Source organism: Salinispora mooreana (assembly GCF_000379065.1).
GTDB lineage: Bacteria > Actinomycetota > Actinomycetes > Mycobacteriales > Micromonosporaceae > Micromonospora > Micromonospora mooreana.
Genome location: NZ_KB900614.1, coordinates 1,158,379 through 1,178,887, shown reverse-complemented (window position 1 = coordinate 1,178,887; position 20,509 = coordinate 1,158,379). Strand labels below are relative to the sequence as shown.

Here is a 20,509-nt window from a genome sequence, read left to right as displayed (position 1 = left end):
GAGCAGCCCGGGAACGAACGGTCCGCTCAGCCGAGGCTCTGTCCAGCCGTCGGCCTGCCGGCCGATTCGGCGCTCGCCGTCGCGGCGGGTACCTCCGGTGGCCCGGCCGGGTGGCCTTCCTCCGGTCCGGCTGGTGATCGCGGTTGGACCCGTCCGACTCCGGTTGGTGGCCCCGGTGGGTGCGCGGATTACGTCTCCAGCCGGCCTGCGCCGGGGAGACCGCCGCTCCTGTTCCACGGGTAGCCCCCAGCCGGCGACAGCCGGGTCTCCGGTGATTGTTGACGTGGTGCGCTGGATCGGCTCCCGGTACCCGGACGGGGCTGGCGATGACTGCTCGATCGTCCGGTTCGGTGAGGTCATCCGCGGGGGTTGGGTGGTCGGTTTGGCGACGGCGTATGGGCCGGCGTACACTTTCTGATCGGCGCACAGCGTCCACTCCGGCATGCCCGCCCGCGCTTCGGCGGGTGCTGGAGCCGCGGCTGGCGCGGGCTACCTGGTTTCGATCAGTCATCCCGTGAAAGGCGTTGTGGGCCGTCCGGAGCAACCGACGTCAGGACAGCGGAGGACATGCCGAAAAAAGACGGAGCCATCGAGATCGAGGGCCGGGTCATCGAGCCCCTGCCGAACGCCATGTTCCGGGTGGAGCTCGCGAACGGGCACAAGGTGCTGGCTCACATCAGCGGCAAGATGCGGCAGCACTACATCCGTATCCTGCCGGAGGACCGGGTCGTCGTCGAACTTTCGCCGTACGACCTGACCCGAGGGCGCATCGTCTACCGCTACAAGTAAGCCTGACGGCGGCCGGGTGAATCCCGTGTCCGTCTTCGCCGCCCGGAGCCGCGCTCGTCGCGCCGCCGGGCCAGATCGGAAGTAAGGCAACCGTGAAGGTCAAGCCGAGCGTCAAGCGGATCTGCAACAAGTGCCGGGTGATCCGCCGGCACGGCCGGGTCATGGTCATCTGCGCCGACCCGCGCCACAAGCAGCGTCAGGGCTGACTGTCCGGCCGGTCGTGACCACGCGACCGGTTGACACCGGCCCCGGCCGCAGATTCCGTCACAACACAGCACATGCTCGTTCCAGCCGCAGGAGTGCGCAGCGCGTACCTCATCGTGGTTAACCCCCGGTCGGAGGCCGGGGCCCGCTCGGGCAGCGACCGAACCGGTCGCCGGCGTCGGTATTGGCGTCGGAGAACGGGATGGTCGGTAGCGGGATGGGACGGGACCACACCTCCGCCAGAAACCACGAGGAGTACGCCCGCACATGGCACGGCTAGTCGGCGTTGATCTCCCCCGCGAGAAGCGGTTGGAGATTGCGCTCACCTACATCTTCGGCGTGGGTCGCACCCGCGCCCTGGAGACGCTCGCCGCCACCGGCATCTCGCCGGACAAGCGCGCCCGGGACCTCACGGACGAGGAGCTCGTGCAGCTCCGCGACCACATTGAGGCCAACTACAAGGTCGAGGGTGACCTGCGCCGCGAGGTCGCCGCGGACATCCGTCGCAAGGTCGAGATCGGCTGCTACGCCGGTATCCGGCACCGCCGGGGCCTACCGGTTCGTGGTCAGCGGACGCGGACCAACGCCCGCAGCCGCAAGGGCCCGAAGCGGACCGTCGCCGGCAAGAAGAAGCCCGGCAGGAAGTAATAGGAGCGCAGAAGACTTATGCCACCGAAGGCTCGTGCCGGAGCCGCTGTCAAGAAGGTCCGGCGCAAGGAACGCAAGAATGTCGCCCACGGCCAGGCGCACATTAAGAGCACCTTCAACAACACCATCGTGTCCATCACGGACCCGACCGGTGCGGTCATCTCCTGGGCCTCCGCCGGCCAGGTTGGCTTCAAGGGCTCCCGCAAGTCGACTCCGTTCGCCGCGCAGCTGGCCGCCGAGGCCGCCGCGCGTCGCGCGATGGAGCACGGCATGCGCAAGGTCGACGTGTTTGTCAAGGGCCCCGGCTCCGGCCGGGAGACCGCCATCCGTTCGCTGCAGGCCGTCGGCCTGGAGGTCGGTCAGATCTCCGACGTGACCCCGCAGCCGCACAACGGGTGCCGTCCGCCGAAGCGTCGCCGGGTCTGAGAGGTAGGAAGAGATGGCTCGTTACACCGGTGCTGACTGCCGCCGTTGCCGGCGGGAGAAGATGAAGCTGTTCCTCAAGGGCAGCAAGTGCGATGGCCCGAAGTGCCCGTTCGAGTCCCGGCCGTTCCCGCCCGGACAGCACGGCCGTGGCCGCACGAAGGAGACGGAGTACCTGCTCCAGCACCGCGAGAAGCAGAAGGCCCGCCGGGTCTACGGCGTGCTGGAGAAGCAGTTCCGCGGCTACTACGATGAGGCCGTCTCGAAGCAGGCCAAGACCGGTGAGGTCCTCCTGCAGATCCTCGAGTCGCGGCTGGACAACGTGGTCTACCGGGCCGGCTACGCCAAGTCCCGGGACATGGCCCGGCAGCTGGTCAAGCACGGTCACTTCACGGTGAACGGCAAGAAGGTCGACATCCCGTCGTACCGCGTCAAGGAGCACGACATCATCGAGGTCCGGGGCAAGAGCAAGGAGCTCACCCCGTTCCTGGTGGCGCAGGCCGAGGCCGGCTCCAAGAGCGTGCCGGCGTGGCTGGAGGCCATTCCGAGCCAGATGAAGGTGCTCGTGCACTCGCTCCCGAGCCGCCAGGTGATCGACACCCAGGTTCAGGAGCAGCTGATCGTCGAGCTCTACTCCAAGTAGGCGCTCGAGTGATGGTCCGCCCCCTTGCCGGGGCGGACCACCACAACGGTGTGTCGTGGGCGTCATATGGCGGGCGCCCCGGAAGAAAAGAGAAGAGATGCTCATCTCCCAGCGGCCCTCGCTCTCCGAGGAGTCGATCAACGAGACCCGGTCCCGGTTCACCATTGAGCCGCTGGAGCCCGGCTTCGGCTACACCCTGGGTAACTCGCTGCGTCGGACGCTGCTGTCGTCCATCCCCGGCGCGGCGGTGACCTCGATCAAGATCGACGGTGTGCTGCACGAGTTCACCACGATCCCCGGGGTCAAGGAGGATGTGGTCGAGCTCGTCATGAACATCAAGGAGCTCTGCGTCAGCTCCGAGCATGACGAGCCGGTCAGCATGTACCTGCGTAAGCAGGGCCCGGGTGACGTGACCGCGGGTGACATCCAGCCCCCGGCTGGTGTCTCGGTGCACAACCCGGACCTGAAGCTCGCCACCCTCAACGGCAAGGGCCGGCTCGACATGGAGCTGACCGTCGAGCGGGGCCGTGGCTACGTCACGGCGGCGCAGAACAAGCAGGCGGGTGCCGAGATCGGTCGGATTCCGGTCGACTCGATCTACTCGCCGGTGCTCCGGGTCACCTACCGGGTCGAGGCGACCCGGGTCGAGCAGCGGACCGACTTCGATCGGCTGATCATCGACGTCGAGTCCAAGCCGTCGATGGGGCCCCGCACGGCCCTGGCGTCGGCCGGTTCCACCCTGGTCGAGCTCTTTGGCCTGGCCCGGGAGCTGGACGAGACCGCGGAGGGCATCGACATCGGGCCGTCCCCGCAGGACGCCCAGCTGGCAGCGGATCTGGCGTTGCCGATCGAGGAGCTGGACCTCACCGTCCGCTCCTACAACTGCCTCAAGCGCGAGGGCATCAACACCGTTGGTGAGCTCATTGGGCGTACCGAGGCTGACCTCCTCGACATCCGTAACTTCGGCCAGAAGTCGATCGACGAGGTCAAGATGAAGCTCGCTGGGATGGGCTTGGGGCTGAAGGACTCGGCTCCGAACTTCGACCCGGCGAACGTCGTGGACGCCTTCGGTGAGGCCGACTACGACACCGAGGACTACCGCGAGACTGAGCAGCTGTAAGCGCGGCTGAGGATTGACGAGGAGCACCGAGAATGCCCACGCCCACTAAGGGTGCCCGCCTCGGCGGCAGCCCGGCGCACGAGCGGTTGATGCTGGCCAACCTGGCCACGTCGCTGTTCCAGCACGGCAAGATTCAGACCACCGAGACCAAGGCCCGGCGGCTGCGGCCGCTCGCGGAGCAGATGATCACCAAGGCGAAGCGCGGTGACCTGGCCGCCCGGCGTCGGGTGCTCACGGTCGTCAAGGACAAGGACGTGGTCTACACCCTGTTCGACCAGATCGCGCCCCGGTACGCCAACCGTAACGGTGGCTACACCCGGATCGTGAAGACCGGTCCGCGTAAGGGTGACGCCGCTCCGATGGCGATCATCGAGCTGGTCGAGGAGCTGGCGGTCGCGGAGCCGAAGGCGAACAAGAAGACCGCCGGCCGCAAGGCCGCGCAGCAGGAGAAGGTCGAGGCGCTCGCCCCGGCCGCGGAGACCTCGGCGCCGACCAGCGGCGACCAGGACGCCGAGGCGCCCGTCTCGGCCTCGGGTGACACCGCTGCGGCCCGCGCGGACAGCGACCTCGCTGTCGAGGAGAACAACGAGCAGAACAAGGCCTGATCGGCCAGGCTCCCGTCGGGCCCGACACCCACCCGGGTGTCGGGCCCGACGCGTGGAAGGGGACAGGAGTGCAGGAGCGCACCCGGATACGACTGGATGTCTCGTACGACGGCACCGACTTCTCCGGCTGGGCGATCCAGCCGCAGCGGCGCACGGTCGCTGGTGCCCTGGTGGCCGCGCTTGACCTGGTGCTTGGTGCCGGTGCGGCGACCGGGCTGACCGTCGCCGGCCGGACCGACGCCGGCGTGCACGCCACCGGGCAGGTCTGCCACGTTGACCTGCGGACCGATCTGTGGCACCAGCATGAGAACACCCTGCTGCGGCGGCTGGCCCGGCTGCTCCCCGCCGACGTGCGGATACGGGCGATGACGGGAGCGCCCGACGACTTCGACGCCCGCTTCTCGGCGACCTTCCGGCGGTACGAGTACCGGGTCACCGACGCGCCCTGGGGTGCCGAGCCGTTGCGGCGCCACGACACCCTGGCCTGGCCGAGCCGGCTCGATCTGGCCGCCCTGAACGCGGCCGCCGACGGGCTGGTGGGGGAGCACGACTTCGCCGCGTACTGCCGGCGTAAGGAGAACGCGACGACGTTGCGGGAGGTGAACCGGCTGGACTGGGGGCGTGCCCCGGACGGGACTCTCGTGGCGACCGTGCAGGCCGACGCCTTCTGCCAGGCGATGGTACGCAGTCTGGTCGGTGCGATGCTGGCCGTCGGGGACGGCCGCCGCCCCGCCGACTGGCCGGCCGGTCTGCTCGTCCGTCGGGAACGCGCCAGCGAGGTGAACGTCGCTCCGGCGCACGGCTTGACCCTGGTCGCGGTGGGCTACCCGGATGACCCGACCGAGTATGCCCGCCGGGCTACCCTGACCCGCCGGTTGCGGGTGCCGCCCCCGGCCTGAGGCGGGGCGCTGGCGGAGCCGATGCGAGAATCGGCGGTGTGACCGGCGACCACTACTTCACCGCTGAACCGGCGACTGCCGTCCAACCCCGGGAGGTGGTGTTCTCCGCGGCGGGACGCGACTACACCCTGGCCTCCGCCGGTGGTGTCTTCTCTGCCGGGCGGCTCGACCCGGGGACGGCGGTGCTGCTGCGCAAGGCGGAGCTACCGGCGCCGGAGAGCACCGGTCACCTGCTCGACCTCGGCTGCGGTTTCGGACCGATCACCTGTGTGCTCGCCACCTCGGTGCCGTCGGCCACCGTCTGGGCCGTCGACGTCAACGAGCGGGCTCGGGAGCTGACCGCGGCCAACGCCGCGCGGGTCGGGGCGGCGGGCCGGGTCCGGGTCGCTCCGCCGGATGCGGTTCCCGCAGCGGTGACATTCGATCAGATCTGGTCGAATCCGCCGATCCGGGTCGGCAAGACCGAGCTGCACCAGCTTCTGCTGTGCTGGCTGCCCCGGCTGGCACCGGACGGGGTGGCCTGGCTGGTTGTCGCCCGGCACCTCGGTGGTGACTCGCTACATCGCTGGCTCTCCGAGCGGGGCTGGCAGGTGGCGCGGCCGGCGAGCCAGAAGGGCTACCGGGTGCTGCGGGTGACCCGGTAAAACGGGTTGGCCCGGATCGGGCCGGCCCGGCAGGATGCCAGCGTGGGTTACGTAGACGTGGCGGCCGTTGGGCACTGGCTGCCCGACGGGCGACAACTATTCGCTGATGTGTCGTTCCGCGTCGCCGATGGCGCGAAGGTCGCCCTGGTCGGGCCGAACGGCGCGGGAAAGACGACGCTGCTGAGGATGGTCGCCGGCGACCTGCCGGTGCCGCGCGGCGCGATCTCCCGGGCCGGCGGGCTGGGAGTAATGCGTCAGTTCATCGGGATGATCGGCGACGAGTCAACCCTCGCCGACCTGGCTCTCTCCCTCGCCCCGCCCCGGCTGCGCGAGGCTGGTCAGCGAGTCGCCGGGACCGAGGCAGCGATGCGGGCGGCCGAGGTACGCGGCAAGTACAGCACCGCTGCCGGCAAGGCCCAGCTCGCGTACGCGGAGGCGCTCGCCGCCTGGGGGGAGGCCGGCGGGTACGACGCCGAGGTGCTCTTCGACACCGTCACCACGATCGTGCTCGACCTGCCGTGGGACACGGCGCGGCACCGTCCGGTCCGGACGCTCTCCGGTGGGCAGCAGAAGCGTTTCGCCCTGGAGCTGCTTCTGCGTGGTCCCGAAGAGGTGCTCCTGCTCGACGAGCCGGACAACTTCCTCGACGTGCCCGGGAAGCGCTGGTTGGAGGCGCGGCTGCGGGAGTCCGGCAAGTCGGCGCTGTACGTCTCGCACGACCGGGAGCTGCTGGCCCGCACCGCGGACCGGGTGGTAGCCGTCGAGGGCGGTGGCGCGTGGGTGCACCCGGGTGGTTTCGCCAGCTGGCATGAGGCCCGGGTTGCCCGGCATGACCGCCTCGACGAGCAGCGTCGGCGGTGGGACGAGGAGCACCAGAAGCTGCGTGAGCTGATGCTGATGTACAAGCAGAAGGCCGCGTACAACTCCGGTATGGCCTCCCGTTACCAGGCCGCCCAGACCCGGTTGCGTAAGTTCGAGGAGGCCGGGCCACCACCCGTACCCCCGAAGGAACAGGACATCCGGATGCGGCTGGCCGGCGGCCGGACCGGCAAGCGCGCCCTGATCTGCGAGCAACTGGAGCTCGACGGTCTGACCTACCCCTTTGACCTGGAGCTCTGGTACGGCGACCGGGTCGCCGTGCTCGGTGCCAACGGGACCGGAAAGTCGCACTTCCTCCGCCTGATCGCCCGGGGCGGAACAGACCCCGATCCGATGAATCAGCCGGTTGACGGCGGTGCGGGTCTTGCACCCGTCGGGCATGACGGGGTGGCTCGCCTCGGTGCCCGGGTCCGACCCGGCCACTTCTCCCAGACCCACGACCGGCCGGAGCTGATGGAGCGGGTGCTGGTCGACATTCTCTGGCGGGGCGACGAGCACCGCACCGGCATGGACCGGCACGCGGCGATGGCGGCGTTGTCCCGGTACGAGCTGGCCGGGCAGGGGGACCAGCGGTTCGGCACCCTCTCCGGTGGCCAGCAGGCTCGCTTCCTGGTGCTGTTGCTGGAGTTGTCCGGGGCGACCCTGTTGCTGCTCGACGAGCCGACGGACAACCTGGACCTGGCCTCCGCGGAGGCGCTCGAATCGGGGCTGGCCGCGTTCGAGGGGACGGTGGTGGCGGTGACCCACGACCGATGGTTCACCCGTTCGTTTGGTCGGTTCCTGCTGTTCCAGGGAGACGGCGAGGTGGTGGAGGCCGCCGAGCCGATCTGGGAGATGGCCTGAGTACGCTGGGCATAGGGTGGATCTCGTGACTGAGATGACCTATCGCCGATTGGGTGACTCCGGGCTCGTGGTGTCCGCAGTCGGCATCGGCTGCAACAATTTTGGTAGCAGAATTGACCTCGACGGGACCCGGGCGGTGGTGGAGGCCGCCCTCGACTCTGGGATCAACTTCTTCGACACCGCCGACATCTACGGTGCTTCGCCGGGTAGCTCCGAGGAATTCCTTGGCCAGGTGCTCAAGGGGCGCCGGGACAATGTCGTGATCGCCACCAAGTTCGGCATGGACATGGACGGCCGGAACGGACCGGACCACGGCGCCCGCGGTGCCCGGCGCTACGTCATGCGAGCGGTGGAGGCTTCGCTGCGTCGGCTCAACACCGACCACATCGACCTGTATCAGATGCACGAGCCGGACCCGGGCACCCCGATTGACGAGACGCTCGCCGCACTGGACGATCTGGTCACCGCCGGCAAGGTGCGTTACCTGGGCAACTCCAACTTCGGCGGCTGGCAGATCGCCGATGCGGACTGGACCGCCAGGTCGCGGGGGCGGACCCGGTTCATCTCCGCGCAGAATCACTACTCCCTCATCGAACGGGGCGTCGAGGCCGAGATCATCCCGGCGTGTGAGCGGTTCGGGCTGGGCCTGCTGCCCTTCTTCCCCCTCGCCAACGGCCTGCTCACCGGCAAGTACAAGCGGGGCGAGTCAGCTCCGTCGGGCAGTCGCCTCGCTGGTGGCGCCCGGTATGCCGCCCGGCTGGCCGCCGCCGAGTGGGACACCATCGAGGCGCTCGAGGCCTACGCGGCCGAGCGCGGGCTCAGCCTGCTTCAGGTCGCCATTGGCGGGCTCGCCGCCCAGCCCGCGGTGACCTCGGTGATCGCCGGTGCCACCACACCCGACCAGGTTCGGGCCAACGCGGCGGCGGGATCCTGGTCACCCGATGCCGGCGATCTGGCGGCCCTGCGGGCGGTGCTCGACAGCTAGAAGGTGAAGAAGCCGGCGTCCCACCGTCTCGACGGTGGGACGCCGAGTCGCGTCCGGGGCACCTCCGGCAGCGGCCGGTGTACATCCTGGCCAAGATGGCCCCGTCTGGGGCCGTCTTGGCAGCCTCATGGCGGCTGCCGTACGGTGGCAGGCAAGTGACCCACGGGAGCCCGGTAGACCGGGCTGAGAGGGGGGCTGGGAGCCCCCGACCGTTGAACCTGATCCGGGTAGTGCCGGCGCAGGGAGGAGAGTTGCCGTGTCGTCCCTTGGACGCTTACATCTGATTACCGATGCCCGCCCTGGGCAAAGCCCGCTCACCGTGGTGCAGGCGGCCCTGTCGGTGGCCCGTACCGAACTGGTCGTCCAGGTCCGGGTGCCCGACGATGCGACCGACCGGCAGGCGTACGACCTGGCCCGCCGGGTGATCGCGCTCTGCGCCCGGCACGACGCGACCTGCCTGGTGAACGATCGGCTGCACGTGGCCCTGGCGGTGGGTGCTGCCGGTGGACACGTGGGCGCGGACGACCTGCCGCTCGGCGCGGCCCGCGCGGTGCTCGGCTCCGCTGCCGTCCTCGGCGCGACCGCTCGCGACGCGGACACCGCTGTCGAGGCGGTCGCCGCCGGGGCCAGTTACCTCGGGGTCGGCCCGGTCCACTCCACCACCTCAAAGGAGGGTCTGCCGCCCGCCATCGGTGTGGCCGGGGTAGGAGCGGTCGCCGCCGCGGTCAGCGTGCCGGTGATCGCCATCGGGGCGGTGACCGCGGCGGACGTGCCTGCCCTGCGGGCAGCGGGCGCATACGGAGTGGCGGTGATCGGCGCGCTCTCGCGCGCCGCCGACCCCGCCCAGGCCACCGCCGCCCTGATGGAGGCACTGACGTGGTGAGCACATTCCCCGGCACCTCCCGGGGCAACAACCCGAACTCGCTGCCCACGCCCGACGTTGCGGTGGTCGGGGCGGGGCCGATCGGCTTGGCCATCGCCTGGCGGTGCGCGGCGCGCGGGCTGCGGGTCGTCGTGCACGACCCGAATCCTGGTTCGGGCGCGGCGTATGCCGCCGCGGGAATGCTCGCGCCGGTCGCCGAGGCGTACTTCGGTGAGCACGAGCTGACCGGCCTGCTCACCGAGTCGGCGGCGCGCTGGCCGGCGTTCGCCGCCGAGCTCGTCGCCGCCTCCGGCGCCGACGTCGGCTATCGCAGCGAGGGCACCCTGATGGTCGGGCTCACCACCGACGATCTCGCGGTGGCCCGCCGGCTCTGGGCGTACCAGCAGGGGCTGGGGCTGCCGATCACCCCATTGCGCCCCTCCGAGCTGCGAGACCGGGAGTCGGCGCTCTCACCCCGCCTGCGGGGTGGCGCCTATGCCGGTACCGATCACCAGGTGGACCCGCGGCGGCTGATGTCGGCGTTGCGCACCGCCACCGAGCGGGCCGGGGGAGTGCTGGTGCCGACGCCGGTCCAGCGGTTGACCCAGGTGACCGCGGGGACCACGGTGGTCGCGGCCGGCTGCGGCACCGCCGCGTTGACCGGGCTGCCGGTTCGTCCGGTCAAGGGGCAGGTGCTTCGGCTCCGCGCCCCGGAAGGGCCGGGCTTCCGGCACGTGATCCGGGGTTTCGCCGACGGGGAGCAGGTGTACCTCGTCCCGCGGCAGGAGGGGGAGGTCGTGGTCGGGGCGACCTCGGAGGAGCGCACCGACACCATGGTGACCAGCGGTGCGGTGTTGCGGTTGCTCCGGGCCGCCACCGACCTGGTGCCCGAGGTGGCCGAGTACGAGCTGGTCGAGGCGCTCGCCGGGCTCCGTCCGGGCAGCCCCGACAACGCCCCGATCCTCGGTCCGCTGCCCGGCCGGCCGGCGGTGCTCGCCGCGACCGGGCACCACCGGCACGGGATCGTGCTCACCCCGGTCACCGCCGACCTGATCGCCGACCTGATCGTCACCGGTACGCCGGATCCACTGCTCGCTCCCTTCACCCCGGAGCGCCTCGGGCCGGCGGCGGGTGTGCCCGCGCCGGCACGCGGATCTGCCGCGGCCCGGACAACCCCACAGGAGGAGTCGTGGAACTGATGGTGAACGGTGCCGGGCGTACCCTGCCCGCCGGGACGACCCTCGCGGACCTGGTCCAGGTGGTGACCGACCAGAAGCGTGGCCTGGCTGTCGCCGTCAACGGCGAGGTCGTGCCGCGCGGTGGCTGGCCGGCCACCCCGCTGCGGGATGGGGACCGGGTCGAGGTGCTCAGCGCCGCGCAGGGTGGGTGAGCGGGGTGACCCTCGAACTGGGTGGGGTGCCGATCTCGTCGCGCCTGATCCTCGGCACCGGCGGGGCCGCCAACCTCACCGTCTTGGAAGAGGCGATCCGAGCCTCCGGCACCGACCTGGTCACCGTGGCGCTGCGCCGGGTGGACACCACCGGCGGCCCCTCGGGGGGCCTACTGGACCTGATCGACCGCTGCGGGGTCCGGCTGCTCCCCAACACCGCCGGCTGCTACACGGCCGGTGAGGCGGTGAAGGTGGCCCAGCTAGCCCGGGAGGCATTCGAGACCGACTGGGTGAAGCTTGAGGTGATCGGTGACGAGCGCACCCTGCTGCCCGACGGCGTGGAGCTGTTGCGGGCTGCGGAGGAGCTGGTCGCCGACGGGTTCACCGTGCTGCCATACACCTCGGATGACCCGATTCTGGCACGTCGGCTGGCCGATGTCGGCTGCGCGGCGGTGATGCCGGCGGGTGCGCCGATCGGCTCGGGGCTCGGCGTGTCGAATCCGCACCACATCCGGCTCATCCGGCAGAGCGTGGCGGTGCCGGTGATTGTGGATGCGGGAATCGGGACCGCCTCCGATGCGGCGCTCGCCATGGAGTTGGGCTGCGACGCGGTACTGCTGGCCAGCGCCGTGACTCGGGCTGCCGATCCGGTGGCGATGGCCACGGCGATGCGGTACGCGGTCGATTCCGGCCGGCTCGCGTATCGGGCCGGCCGGATCCCGCGTCGCTTCCACGCCCTCGCCTCCACCCCCGACGATGGGCGGCCGGAGCTGTGACCGGCCCGAGCGGCCTGGTGGTGCTCACCGACCGCCGGGCGGCACGGCGACCACTGGTCGAGGTTGTCGCCGAGGCCGTGGCCGGCGGCGTGCGCTGGGTGGTGCTGCGGGAGCGGGATCTGCCGCGGGCCGAGCGTGCCGCCCTCGCCGGTGCACTGCGCCGGGTCCTCACCCCGGTCGGTGGCACCCTTGTTGTTGCCGGCCCGGATCCGCTCGACGGAAGCGCCGTTCACCTGCCGGCGGCGGGTCCGTATCCGCCACCACGACCGGGCCTGACCGGCCGTTCCTGCCATGACGAGGCAGAGTTGAAGCGACTCACGGTCGAGGACTACGCCATTGTCTCCCCGGTCTATCCGACGCGGACGAAGCCCGGCTACGGCCCGCCGCTGCTCCCGACCGGACTGGCAGCGTTGATCGGGGTCTGCCCGGTCCCGGTGGTGGCGCTGGGCGGGATCGAGACGGCCGGGCAGGTACGCGACTGTGTGACCGCGGGAGCGGCCGGGGTGGCGGTACTGGGTGCGGTCATGCGGGCCGAGGACCCGCGCGTGGTTGCGGCCACCCTGCAGGGAGCCTTCATCACCGTCGCTGGTGGAGAGAGACGGTGACGCCTCGTACCGTCCTCACCATCGCTGGCTCGGACTCGGGTGGGGGCGCCGGCATCCAGGCCGACCTGAAGGTCTTCGCGGCGCTGGGAGCGTACGGCACCAGCGTTGTCACCGCGGTCACCGCGCAGAACACCCGCGGCGTCGACGCCGTCCTGCCGTTGCCCCCGCAGACCGTGACCGATCAGCTGGAGAGCGTGCTCGCCGACTTCTCGGTGCGGGCGGTGAAGACCGGCATGCTCGGTAGCCCGGCGGTCGCCGACGCGGTCGCTGTCGCGGCGCGGGAGGGCCGGCTGCCGCACCTCGTCGTCGATCCGGTGTTGGTGGCCAGCAGCGGGCACCGGCTGAGCGCGGTCCCGGTGGTGGAGCGGTTGCTGCCGTCCGCCCAGGTGGCGACGCCGAACCGGGCGGAGGCCGCGGTCCTCACCGGAGGCCGGGTGGAGACGGTTGAGGAGATGATCGCCGCCGCGACGGCCCTCACCGCCGGCGGACCAGAGTACGTCGTGGTCACCGGCGGGGACGCCGAAGGGGACGAAGCGGTGGACGTGCTCCACGGCGCGGGCGGCACCACCCTGCTCCGCGCTGCCCGGGTGCCGACCCGGCACCACCACGGAACGGGGTGCTCGTTTTCGGCGGCCGTCACCGTCCGGCTCGCTCTCGGTGATGCGGTGCCGGTGGCGGTCGCGGCGGCCAAGGAGTACGTGACCCGGGCACTGATCGGCGCTCGGGACTGGGAGTTGGGCGCGGGATCCGGGCCACTCGATCACTTCAATTGGTCCGTCTGACCTACAGGGAGGCTGTCATGCAGAAACGTCGCAAGGTTTACGTCGAGGGGTCACGACCGGACATTCAGGTGCCGTTCGCCGAGGTCGACCTGACCGGAGACAACCCGCCGGTGCGGCTCTACGACACCTCGGGGCCGGGATCCGACCCGGAGGTGGGGCTGCCGCCGATGCGCGGCAAGTGGATCGCGTCCCGTGGGGACGTCGCGCCGGTGCGCGGTGCCGGTACGCCGCTGGCGGGGGTGGACGGCCAGCGGCCGACCCAGCTTGCGTATGCCCGGGCGGGTGTGGTGACGCCGGAGATGGAGTTTGTGGCGATCCGCGAGGGGGTGGCCCCGGAGCTGGTGCGGGAGGAGATCGCGACCGGTCGGGCGGTGCTGCCGCTGAACGTCAACCACCCGGAGTGCGAGCCGGCGATCATCGGCAAGGCCTTCCTGGTGAAGATCAATGCGAACATCGGTACCTCGGCGGTCACCTCCTCGGTCGCCGAAGAGGTGGAGAAGCTGACCTGGGCGACCCGTTGGGGTGCGGACGCCGTGATGGACCTGTCGACCGGCAAGCGGATCCACGAAACCCGGGAGGCGGTCGTCCGGAACTCCCCGGTGCCGATCGGCACTGTGCCGATCTACCAGGCGTTGGAGAAGGTGGGCGGCGACCCGGCGCAGTTGAGCTGGGAGGTGTTCCGGGAGACGGTCATCGAGCAGGCCGAGCAGGGCGTGGACTACATGACGGTGCACGCCGGAGTGCTGTTGTCGTACGTGCCGCTCGCCGTGGACCGGGTGACCGGGATCGTCTCCCGTGGTGGTTCGATCATGGCAGCGTGGTGCCTGGCCCACCACGAGGAGAACTTCCTCTACACGAACTTCCGGGAGCTCTGCGAGATTCTGGCCCGCTACGACGTGACGTTCTCGCTCGGCGACGGGTTGCGCCCCGGCTCGATCGCGGACGCCAACGACGAGGCGCAGTTCGCTGAGCTGAAGACCCTCGGTGAGCTGACGAAGATCGCGTGGGAACACGATGTCCAGGTGATGATCGAGGGTCCGGGTCATGTGCCGATGCACAAGATCAAGGAGAATGTGGACCTTCAGCAGGAGTGGTGTCACGAGGCGCCGTTCTACACGCTCGGCCCGCTGAGCACGGACATCGCCCCCGCGTACGACCACATCACCTCCGCCATCGGCGCGGCGATGATCGGAATGTTCGGTACGGCGATGCTCTGCTACGTCACCCCGAAGGAGCACCTCGGGTTGCCGGACCGGGACGACGTGAAGGCCGGCGTGATCGCGTACAAGATCGCCGCGCACGCCGCAGACCTGGCCAAGGGGCACCCGGGAGCCCAGGCCTGGGACGACGCGCTGTCCAAGGCGCGGTTCGAGTTCCGCTGGGAGGACCAGTTCAACCTCGCGTTGGACCCGGAGACCGCACGCGCCTACCACGACGCCACCCTGCCCGCCGAGCCGGCGAAGACGGCCCACTTCTGTTCGATGTGCGGCCCGAAGTTCTGCTCCATGAAGATCACCCAGGAGCTGAAGGAGTACGCGGCGCGCGGCATGAAGGACAAGTCGGAGGAGTTCGTCGCCTCCGGCGGTCGGGTCTACCTTCCGCTGGCCTGATCTCCCATCCACCCGTGACGCCCTGGCCGTTGGTCGGGGTGCCACGGGTGGGCACCGTGGTATCGGTGGTCGGCCGGAGCGGGCGGCCCGGGGGCAGCCCGGGTTAGTCGGCGTGGTGTCGACCGATGGAGCGCAACGAGCGGCGCGCGCGTTCCGGATCGGGTTCGTTGTTGGGCACCGGCTTGCTCAGACCCGTGACCCAGTCAACGAACTCCTCATCCTGCACTGGTAGCTGGACCTCCGCTGTCGGTTCCCCGGCCTCGTCGGCCCGGAGGTGACTGCGTCTGAACAGGCTTCGGCGGCGTGACGCGGGAGGCGTTGCGCCGTCCCCCAACGGGTCGGCAGCGGTGCCCGGGTCATCCTCGTCCGCTACCGGACGGGGCCGGGCCGCCGGTACCGGGTTGCCGGTGGTTGGTGCGGCCGGAGCCGGGCGCGTCGGGGGAAGTGCCGTCGGCTCGGGGCTGGCCGTCGGCGTGGTGTCGGGTGCCGGCTCCGGGTTGGGTACCCGCTCGGTGCCTGATGCGTCGGCTGCCGCCTCGGTTGCGGCTGCGGGGGTCGTGGCGACGTGCTCGACCCGGCGTGTGCTCAGCGGCCAGCGCAGCATCGTGGCGGCCCGTTCGACCGGGCGTTCGATCAGTGGCCAGCGCAGCATAGCGGCGGCGGTCGAGCCGAACCCGCCGGCGACCACCGCGAGCAGGGCGCCGTAGTACGGCGTGGTCTGGTACTGGTCTGCGTCCGTGCCGGGGCCCGCGGTCAGGTACGCGCCGGCCAGCAGCACCGGCCCGGGGAGCCCGGTCAGCGCGCCGACGGGTGTGGGCTCCCCGCGCCGACGGGCGAGGCCACCGGCACAGGCTCCGGCCAGCAGCACCGCCACCGGAAGGCCTAGCAGGCAGAGGCGGTGTGCCACGGCGGGACCGAGCCAGGAGGGTTCCCACACCCCGAGGCGTACTGCCCGAAGTGGGCCGGTGTCGTTCCACGATGGGGCCACCGAGGCCAGGGCGAGGAACCAGACCAGGCCGGCGACGAACGCCGTGCTCCAGAGTAGTGGGGGTCGCATCAGGACGGCCAGCGCCGCGCCCGCGCCGACCACCGCGCCGAGGAGCGCGCCGGCGGCGACGGCCCAGACCGGATCCCCGGCGCCCACGTCGGCGGCGCGGGCGGACTGCATGCCCAGTGGCGCGACGACGGTGGCGCCGAGCGCGGCGGCACCCGCCACGACGGCCTGCCGACCGGCACCGATCAGCGGGGCTGCCCGGCGCGTCAGCCGTTCGGCGCAGACCGCACCGGTGACCGCGGCGTTCGCCGCAAACCAGCCGACCCAGGCGAGCTGCGCCGGCCACTGGTTGGCGCCCTCACCGGTGAAGGCGCCGGAGAAGCGCACGATGCCGAATCCGAAGGCGATGCCGAGTTGGCCGGCACCGGCCAACAGGCTTACCCCGAGCGCCGTGAGCAGTAGTTTGCCCATGGTCCGAAACGCCATGCCGGGCACGTTACGGTCCTGGTGCGCGCGTGCGCCACTGGCACGCCGGGTGGGTGCGGTAGCCCGCCCGGCGGTGGGGCTACTTGAGCTCGACCAGACGGGCCAGGTAGGTCGTGTCGCCCGTGTTGGTGAGCATGTGCACCGCTCCCGGATCCCGATAGACGACGCCGCCGGTTGGCTCGTCAGCGTCGATCCGCTCGCCGTCGATGGTCTGCACGACGTTCTTGGCGCCCTGGATCGCCACCACCAGATACGGGTGGTCGTGCCGATGCAGCGGTTGCCGCTCACCGGGTGCCAGCCTGATGTGCCAGACTCGTACCCGGTCGTTCTCGAAGACGATCTCCTGGCCCACCGGGCCCAGCTCAAGGTCGGTTGTGGTCATTGTGATCCATCCAGTTGGGGGAGCACCTCGGCGGCGATGAGCTCCAGGTGGTCGAGGTCGGCGAGATCGATGAGGCGCAGGTGGACGCGGGTCGCTCCGATCGCGGCGAACTCGCCGATGCGTTCGACGAGCTGCGCGGGCGAGCCCACGACCGGATCCTCCGGGGGGAGGGCACTGGGCCGGTGCAGCGGCGCGGCCCGGTGGCCTGCCTCGGCGTCGGTGCGGCCGACGGCCACCACAATCCCCGCCGAGAGCGCCAACGGTTGCCGCCCGGACTCGGCCCGACCGGCGGCGTCGCACGCCTGGCGGACCCGCTCGTACGCGGCCGCCGTCTGCGCGATGGAGGTGAACGGCATGTTGAACTCGTCGGCATAACGGGCAGCCAGGTCGGGGGTACGCTTCGCGCCACGACCACCCACGATCACCGGTGGACCGGGGCGCTGGACCGGCTTTGGCAATGCTGGCGCGTCCACGAGTTGGTAGTGCTCTCCGGTGTAGCTGAACGCGGTCCCCGGAGGGGTACGCCACAGGCCGGTGACGATCTCCAGCTGTTCGGCCAGCCGGTCAAACCGATCGCTGACGCTGGGGAAGGGGATCCCGTACGCGGTGTGCTCCCGTTCGTACCAGCCGGCGCCGATACCCAGGTCGACCCGGCCACCGCTCATCTGGTCAACCTGCGCCACCATGATGGCCAGTGGACCGGGTAGCCGAAAGGTGGCCGACGTGACCAGCGTGCCGAGCCGGATCCGGCTGGTCTCGCGGGCCAGCGCGGCCAGCGTCAGCCAGGCGTCCGTGGGTCCGGGCAACGCCGGGTCGTCACCCATCGCCCGGTAGTGGTCGGCGCGGAGAAAGCCGTCGTAGCCGCAGCGCTCCGCGTGGCGGGCGAACCGGAGCTGGTCGTCGTAGCTGGCGCCCCGGTGTGGCTCGGTGAACACCGAAACGCGCATCAGGGCACCTCCACCGGTGCGGGGTCCTGCTCCGCGAGCAGCTCGTGTAGGTCGGCGCTGACCCGGGCGACATCGGCCAGATGTGCGTTGCGGCCGAGCGTGCGCGGACGGGGGATGGAGACGTCAACGATGTCACGGATGCGGCCGGGGCGAGGGCTGAGCACCACCACCCGGTCGGCCAGCAGGACCGCCTCCTCGATGGAGTGGGTGACGAAGATGACCGTCGCCGATGTCTCCATGTGCACCCGTTGTAGCTCACCGGAGAGCTCCTCGCGGGTGAGCGCATCAAGTGCGGAGAAGGGCTCGTCCATCAGCATCACCCGGGGCTCGCCGATCAGTGAGCGACAGAGCGAGACCCGCTGTTGCATGCCGCCGGAGAGCTCGTGTGGCAGCCGCTTTTCGAACCCGGCGAGGCCGGTCAGCTCCAGCAGCTGCCGGGCCCGGTCGCGGTGTTGGGCCCGCTTCCAGCCGAAGATCTCCGCGGGGAGGAGGACGTTGTCGAGCACCGTGCGCCAGGGCAGCAGGGCCGGTCGCTGGAACAACATCGCGACATCCGGTCGGGGATGGGTGACCGGTGCGTCAGCGACGGTGACCTCCCCGGTGGTAACCGGGAGTAGCCCAGCGACGAGTCGGAGCAGAGTGGATTTGCCACATCCGGAGCGGCCGAGCACGGCGATGAACTCACCGTCGGCGATGTCAAGGTCGATGCCGCGCAGGGCCTCGACGAGGCCGGAGCGGCCATCGAAAATTCGGGATACCCCGGACAGCCGGATCATCCGCGGGCCCTCCTGAGTCGACAGTCAGTGATCAAGGGACAGGGTACCGGCCGGGTACGGCGATGATGCTGGCTGGGGTGGGAATAGTTGTGTCCGTTCCGCAACCCGGCATACCTGGCGGCAGGGCAGCGGTTTTCTCGTACGCTGTGCCCCCGAGAAGTCCCCTCACGATGGTGGCGCCGGCTTCACCCTTCGGCCGCCGCCACCCGACTACCCCTCCGGTGGCTCTCGGCCCCGGTCGGAAAGGACAAGGTGCACTGATGAGAAGGCTGACTCGTGCGGTCGCCGCGACCACGATGGCCGCCGCGCTGGCGATGGTTGGGGCGTGTAGCAGTGACTCGGAATCCACCGAGGGGGGTGACGGCGCGATGGAGAAGGTCACCTACCTCACTTCCTTCGGAAACTTCGGCCGGGACTCCTACGCCTGGGTGGCGAAGGAGAAGGGTTTCTTCCGCGACGCGGGTTTTGATGTCGAGATCAAGCCGGGGCAGGGCACCGGCAGCACCATTCAGACGGTCTCCGGCGGCCAGGCCGACTTCGGGCCGGTCGACCTCACCGGTAGCCTGCTCCAGTTCGGCAACGGCGAGGCCAAGGACTTCGTCGTCGTCGCCGCAATCCAGCAGCGCACCATGGCCGGCATCGCCACCGTCGAGGGTACGAACATCGCCACGCCGAAGGACCTCGAGGGCAAGAAGATCGCGGACTCCCCCACCTCGGTGGTCCGTAACCTCTTCCCCACGTACGCGGAGTTGGCCGGTGTTGACGCGAGCAAGGTGACCTGGGTCAACGGTCAGCCGCAGGACCTGATGGGCACCCTCGCCGCCGGCACGGTCGACGGCATCGGGCAGTTCGTCGTGGGCCAGCCGACTATTGAGGCGATCGCCAAGAAGAAGGCGGTCATGCTGCCGTACAGCGAGTACATGCAGGACCTCTACGGCAACGTGCTGATCACCTCCACGACTATCGCCAAGGAAAAGCCGGAGATGGTGAAGCGGTTCAGCGAAGCCCTGTTGAGGGGCCTGGAGTACGCATTGGACAACCCGCAGGAGTCAGCCGAGCTGTTGAAGAAGAACGTGGAATCGACGAACGTCGAGTCCGCCCAGGCGGAGCTGGAGCTGATGGCCGGCTACGTCCGGTCCAGCAACAGTGGTGCGGCGCTGGGCACACTGGATAGTGCCCGCGTGGCGAAGAGCATCGCCATTCTGCGAGGTGCGGGGCAGCTCAAGCAGGAGCTCGAGCCCGACCAGGTCATCGACTTCAGCCTCACACCGAAGGCCTGATCGACCACCGTTCGGGGGTGCGGACCGGAACCCGGTCCGCACCCCCGCCGTGTGCCGGCCCGCAGCCGGCAGGAAGGAGGGAGGCTGTGACCGAGACCCGGACCCGCCCCGAGGGGCCGCCGGCAGGGGTGGTCAACCCGCCCGCGCCGGCCGCCCGCCGACGGCACGCGATCCCAGTGGGGGACGCCGGGCTTCCGTTACTCGGACTGGTGATCGCACTGGCCTGTTGGTGGCTGGTCACCACAGGGTTCGGCCTCGTGCACCCGGCCGCCTTGCCGCCACCGCAGGCCGTCGCGGCCTCGATGGCCGAACGGAGCGGTGTGCTCATCCCCGCGCTCGGGATCACCACCGTGATGACGGTGGTGGGCTTCCTACTCTCGGCGGCCGCCGGGGTGCTGATCGGGATTGCGCTAGCCGCGTCTCGACACCTCGAGCGGATGTTCGCGCCGCTGCTCGTCGCCGTCAACGCGGTGCCGAAGATCGCGCTTGGCCCGCTCCTCGTGGTGTCGTTCGGCTGGGGCGCAAAGCCGGTCCTGACCATGGTGTTCCTGCTCTGCTTCTTCCCGATCGTGCTCTCCACCGCGACTGGTCTGACCACCACCCCGGCGGACCTGGCCGAACTGGCGCGGTCGCTGCACGCCTCCTGGTGGCAGTCGTTCCGAAAGGTGCGCTTCCCGGCCGCGCTACCGCAGGTCTTCGTCGGGCTCAAGGTGGCAATGCCACTGGCCGCCATCGGGGCGGTGATCGGGGAGTTCTACTCGGACCAGCCGGGCCTGGGCTATCAGATCCTGCAGTACAACGGGATCGGGGAAACGGCGACGGCGTGGGCGGCGATCGTGTTGATCGCCGCGATGAGCATCGGGCTCTACTCCGTGGTTCACCTCGTCGAACGGCTCGCCCTGCCGTGGGTTCGCGCGACCACGTCGGCTCGGTGACC

The 20,509-nt window shown here is 70.3% G+C and carries 24 protein-coding genes and 1 riboswitch; of the genes, 20 read left to right on the top strand and 4 right to left on the bottom strand.

Annotated features, from left to right (window positions below; translation table 11 throughout):
- Window positions 1-567 precede the first annotated feature (567 nt).
- From infA to thiC, 18 genes are all read left to right on the top strand, one after another.
- The gene (infA, locus tag SALPAC6_RS0105575; RefSeq protein ID WP_007073013.1) at window positions 568-789 is read left to right on the top strand and encodes a translation initiation factor IF-1; all 222 of its coding nucleotides are present in this window, start codon (window positions 568-570) and stop codon (window positions 787-789) included.
- Window positions 790-881: 92 nt separating this feature from the next.
- Window positions 882-995 carry a 50S ribosomal protein L36 gene (gene rpmJ, locus SALPAC6_RS0105570; RefSeq protein ID WP_012015104.1) on the top strand — a complete coding sequence of 38 codons (114 nt, stop codon included), beginning with the start codon at window positions 882-884 and terminating at the stop codon, window positions 993-995.
- A gap of 265 nt (window positions 996-1,260) precedes the next feature.
- Window positions 1,261-1,641 carry a 30S ribosomal protein S13 gene (rpsM, locus tag SALPAC6_RS0105560; protein WP_018222593.1) on the top strand — a complete coding sequence of 127 codons (381 nt, stop codon included), beginning with the start codon at window positions 1,261-1,263 and terminating at the stop codon, window positions 1,639-1,641.
- Window positions 1,642-1,659: 18 nt separating this feature from the next.
- A complete protein-coding gene (gene rpsK / locus SALPAC6_RS0105555; RefSeq protein ID WP_007073011.1) occupies window positions 1,660-2,067 on the top strand; it encodes a 30S ribosomal protein S11 in 408 nt (135 codons plus the stop codon).
- Between the two features lie 13 nt (window positions 2,068-2,080).
- On the top strand, window positions 2,081-2,707 hold the full coding sequence (gene rpsD, locus SALPAC6_RS0105550) for a 30S ribosomal protein S4 (protein WP_018252455.1): 627 nt from the start codon (window positions 2,081-2,083) through the stop codon (window positions 2,705-2,707).
- A gap of 97 nt (window positions 2,708-2,804) precedes the next feature.
- On the top strand, window positions 2,805-3,827 hold the full coding sequence (locus SALPAC6_RS0105545; protein WP_018217041.1) for a DNA-directed RNA polymerase subunit alpha: 1,023 nt from the start codon (window positions 2,805-2,807) through the stop codon (window positions 3,825-3,827).
- A 32-nt stretch (window positions 3,828-3,859) separates the two neighbouring features.
- Window positions 3,860-4,432: a 50S ribosomal protein L17 gene (gene rplQ, locus SALPAC6_RS0105540; protein WP_018252454.1), complete on the top strand. Its 573-nt coding sequence runs from the start codon at window positions 3,860-3,862 to the stop codon at window positions 4,430-4,432.
- Between the two features lie 68 nt (window positions 4,433-4,500).
- Window positions 4,501-5,331: a tRNA pseudouridine(38-40) synthase TruA gene (gene truA / locus SALPAC6_RS0105535; protein ID WP_018252453.1), complete on the top strand. Its 831-nt coding sequence runs from the start codon at window positions 4,501-4,503 to the stop codon at window positions 5,329-5,331.
- A gap of 38 nt (window positions 5,332-5,369) precedes the next feature.
- Window positions 5,370-5,975: a class I SAM-dependent methyltransferase gene (locus SALPAC6_RS0105530; protein ID WP_018252452.1), complete on the top strand. Its 606-nt coding sequence runs from the start codon at window positions 5,370-5,372 to the stop codon at window positions 5,973-5,975.
- Window positions 5,976-6,017: 42 nt separating this feature from the next.
- A complete protein-coding gene (locus tag SALPAC6_RS0105525) occupies window positions 6,018-7,697 on the top strand; it encodes an ABC-F family ATP-binding cassette domain-containing protein (protein WP_020493544.1) in 1,680 nt (559 codons plus the stop codon).
- A 16-nt stretch (window positions 7,698-7,713) separates the two neighbouring features.
- Complete coding sequence (locus SALPAC6_RS0105520; RefSeq protein WP_018252450.1) at window positions 7,714-8,682, top strand: aldo/keto reductase; 969 nt, start codon at window positions 7,714-7,716, stop codon at window positions 8,680-8,682.
- Window positions 8,683-8,834: 152 nt separating this feature from the next.
- Window positions 8,835-8,944, top strand: a riboswitch (TPP riboswitch).
- Window positions 8,939-9,565 (top strand): thiamine phosphate synthase, encoded by a 627-nt coding sequence (locus SALPAC6_RS0105515; RefSeq protein ID WP_026189345.1) that lies wholly within the window; start codon window positions 8,939-8,941, stop codon window positions 9,563-9,565. Its footprint overlaps the riboswitch before it by 6 nt.
- Window positions 9,559-10,743 carry a glycine oxidase ThiO gene (thiO, locus tag SALPAC6_RS0105510; RefSeq protein WP_018252448.1) on the top strand — a complete coding sequence of 395 codons (1,185 nt, stop codon included), beginning with the start codon at window positions 9,559-9,561 and terminating at the stop codon, window positions 10,741-10,743. The genes SALPAC6_RS0105515 and thiO overlap by 7 nt, the downstream gene beginning before the upstream one ends.
- Window positions 10,734-10,934, top strand: a complete 201-nt coding sequence (gene thiS / locus SALPAC6_RS0105505) for a sulfur carrier protein ThiS (protein WP_018252447.1) — start codon at window positions 10,734-10,736, stop codon at window positions 10,932-10,934. The genes thiO and thiS overlap by 10 nt, the downstream gene beginning before the upstream one ends.
- Window positions 10,931-11,710: a thiazole synthase gene (locus tag SALPAC6_RS0105500; RefSeq protein ID WP_020493543.1), complete on the top strand. Its 780-nt coding sequence runs from the start codon at window positions 10,931-10,933 to the stop codon at window positions 11,708-11,710. The genes thiS and SALPAC6_RS0105500 overlap by 4 nt, the downstream gene beginning before the upstream one ends.
- Complete coding sequence (locus SALPAC6_RS0105495; RefSeq protein ID WP_018252445.1) at window positions 11,707-12,315, top strand: thiamine phosphate synthase; 609 nt, start codon at window positions 11,707-11,709, stop codon at window positions 12,313-12,315. Before SALPAC6_RS0105500 ends, SALPAC6_RS0105495 begins: the two co-directional genes overlap by 4 nt.
- The gene (gene thiD, locus SALPAC6_RS0105490) at window positions 12,312-13,097 is read left to right on the top strand and encodes a bifunctional hydroxymethylpyrimidine kinase/phosphomethylpyrimidine kinase (RefSeq protein ID WP_018252444.1); all 786 of its coding nucleotides are present in this window, start codon (window positions 12,312-12,314) and stop codon (window positions 13,095-13,097) included. Before SALPAC6_RS0105495 ends, thiD begins: the two co-directional genes overlap by 4 nt.
- 17 nt (window positions 13,098-13,114) lie before the next feature.
- Complete coding sequence (gene thiC, locus SALPAC6_RS0105485) at window positions 13,115-14,707, top strand: phosphomethylpyrimidine synthase ThiC (protein WP_018252443.1); 1,593 nt, start codon at window positions 13,115-13,117, stop codon at window positions 14,705-14,707.
- A gap of 103 nt (window positions 14,708-14,810) precedes the next feature.
- Here thiC and SALPAC6_RS0105480 read toward each other — a convergent pair whose 3' ends face one another.
- The 4 genes from SALPAC6_RS0105480 to SALPAC6_RS0105465 all read right to left on the bottom strand — a co-directional run bounded on the left by SALPAC6_RS0105480 (window position 14,811) and on the right by SALPAC6_RS0105465 (window position 18,292).
- Window positions 14,811-16,187, bottom strand: coding sequence for a hypothetical protein (locus tag SALPAC6_RS0105480; RefSeq protein WP_018252442.1), 1,377 nt, complete (start codon window positions 16,185-16,187; stop codon window positions 14,811-14,813).
- 79 nt (window positions 16,188-16,266) lie between these two features.
- A complete protein-coding gene (locus tag SALPAC6_RS0105475) occupies window positions 16,267-16,569 on the bottom strand; it encodes a cupin domain-containing protein (protein ID WP_018252441.1) in 303 nt (100 codons plus the stop codon).
- A complete protein-coding gene (locus SALPAC6_RS0105470) occupies window positions 16,566-17,516 on the bottom strand; it encodes an LLM class F420-dependent oxidoreductase (protein WP_018252440.1) in 951 nt (316 codons plus the stop codon). Before SALPAC6_RS0105470 ends, SALPAC6_RS0105475 begins: the two co-directional genes overlap by 4 nt.
- The gene (locus SALPAC6_RS0105465; RefSeq protein WP_018252439.1) at window positions 17,516-18,292 is read right to left on the bottom strand and encodes an ABC transporter ATP-binding protein; all 777 of its coding nucleotides are present in this window, start codon (window positions 18,290-18,292) and stop codon (window positions 17,516-17,518) included. The genes SALPAC6_RS0105470 and SALPAC6_RS0105465 overlap by 1 nt, the downstream gene beginning before the upstream one ends.
- Window positions 18,293-18,552: 260 nt before the next feature.
- On the opposite strand from SALPAC6_RS0105465, the gene SALPAC6_RS0105460 reads away from it, so the two are divergent.
- Together SALPAC6_RS0105460 and SALPAC6_RS0105455 are read left to right on the top strand one after the other, a co-directional pair.
- A complete protein-coding gene (locus SALPAC6_RS0105460; RefSeq protein WP_018252438.1) occupies window positions 18,553-19,572 on the top strand; it encodes an ABC transporter substrate-binding protein in 1,020 nt (339 codons plus the stop codon).
- Window positions 19,573-19,658: 86 nt separating this feature from the next.
- The gene (locus tag SALPAC6_RS0105455) at window positions 19,659-20,507 is read left to right on the top strand and encodes an ABC transporter permease (protein ID WP_018252437.1); all 849 of its coding nucleotides are present in this window, start codon (window positions 19,659-19,661) and stop codon (window positions 20,505-20,507) included.
- The last annotated feature ends 2 nt before the right edge of the window (window positions 20,508-20,509 follow it).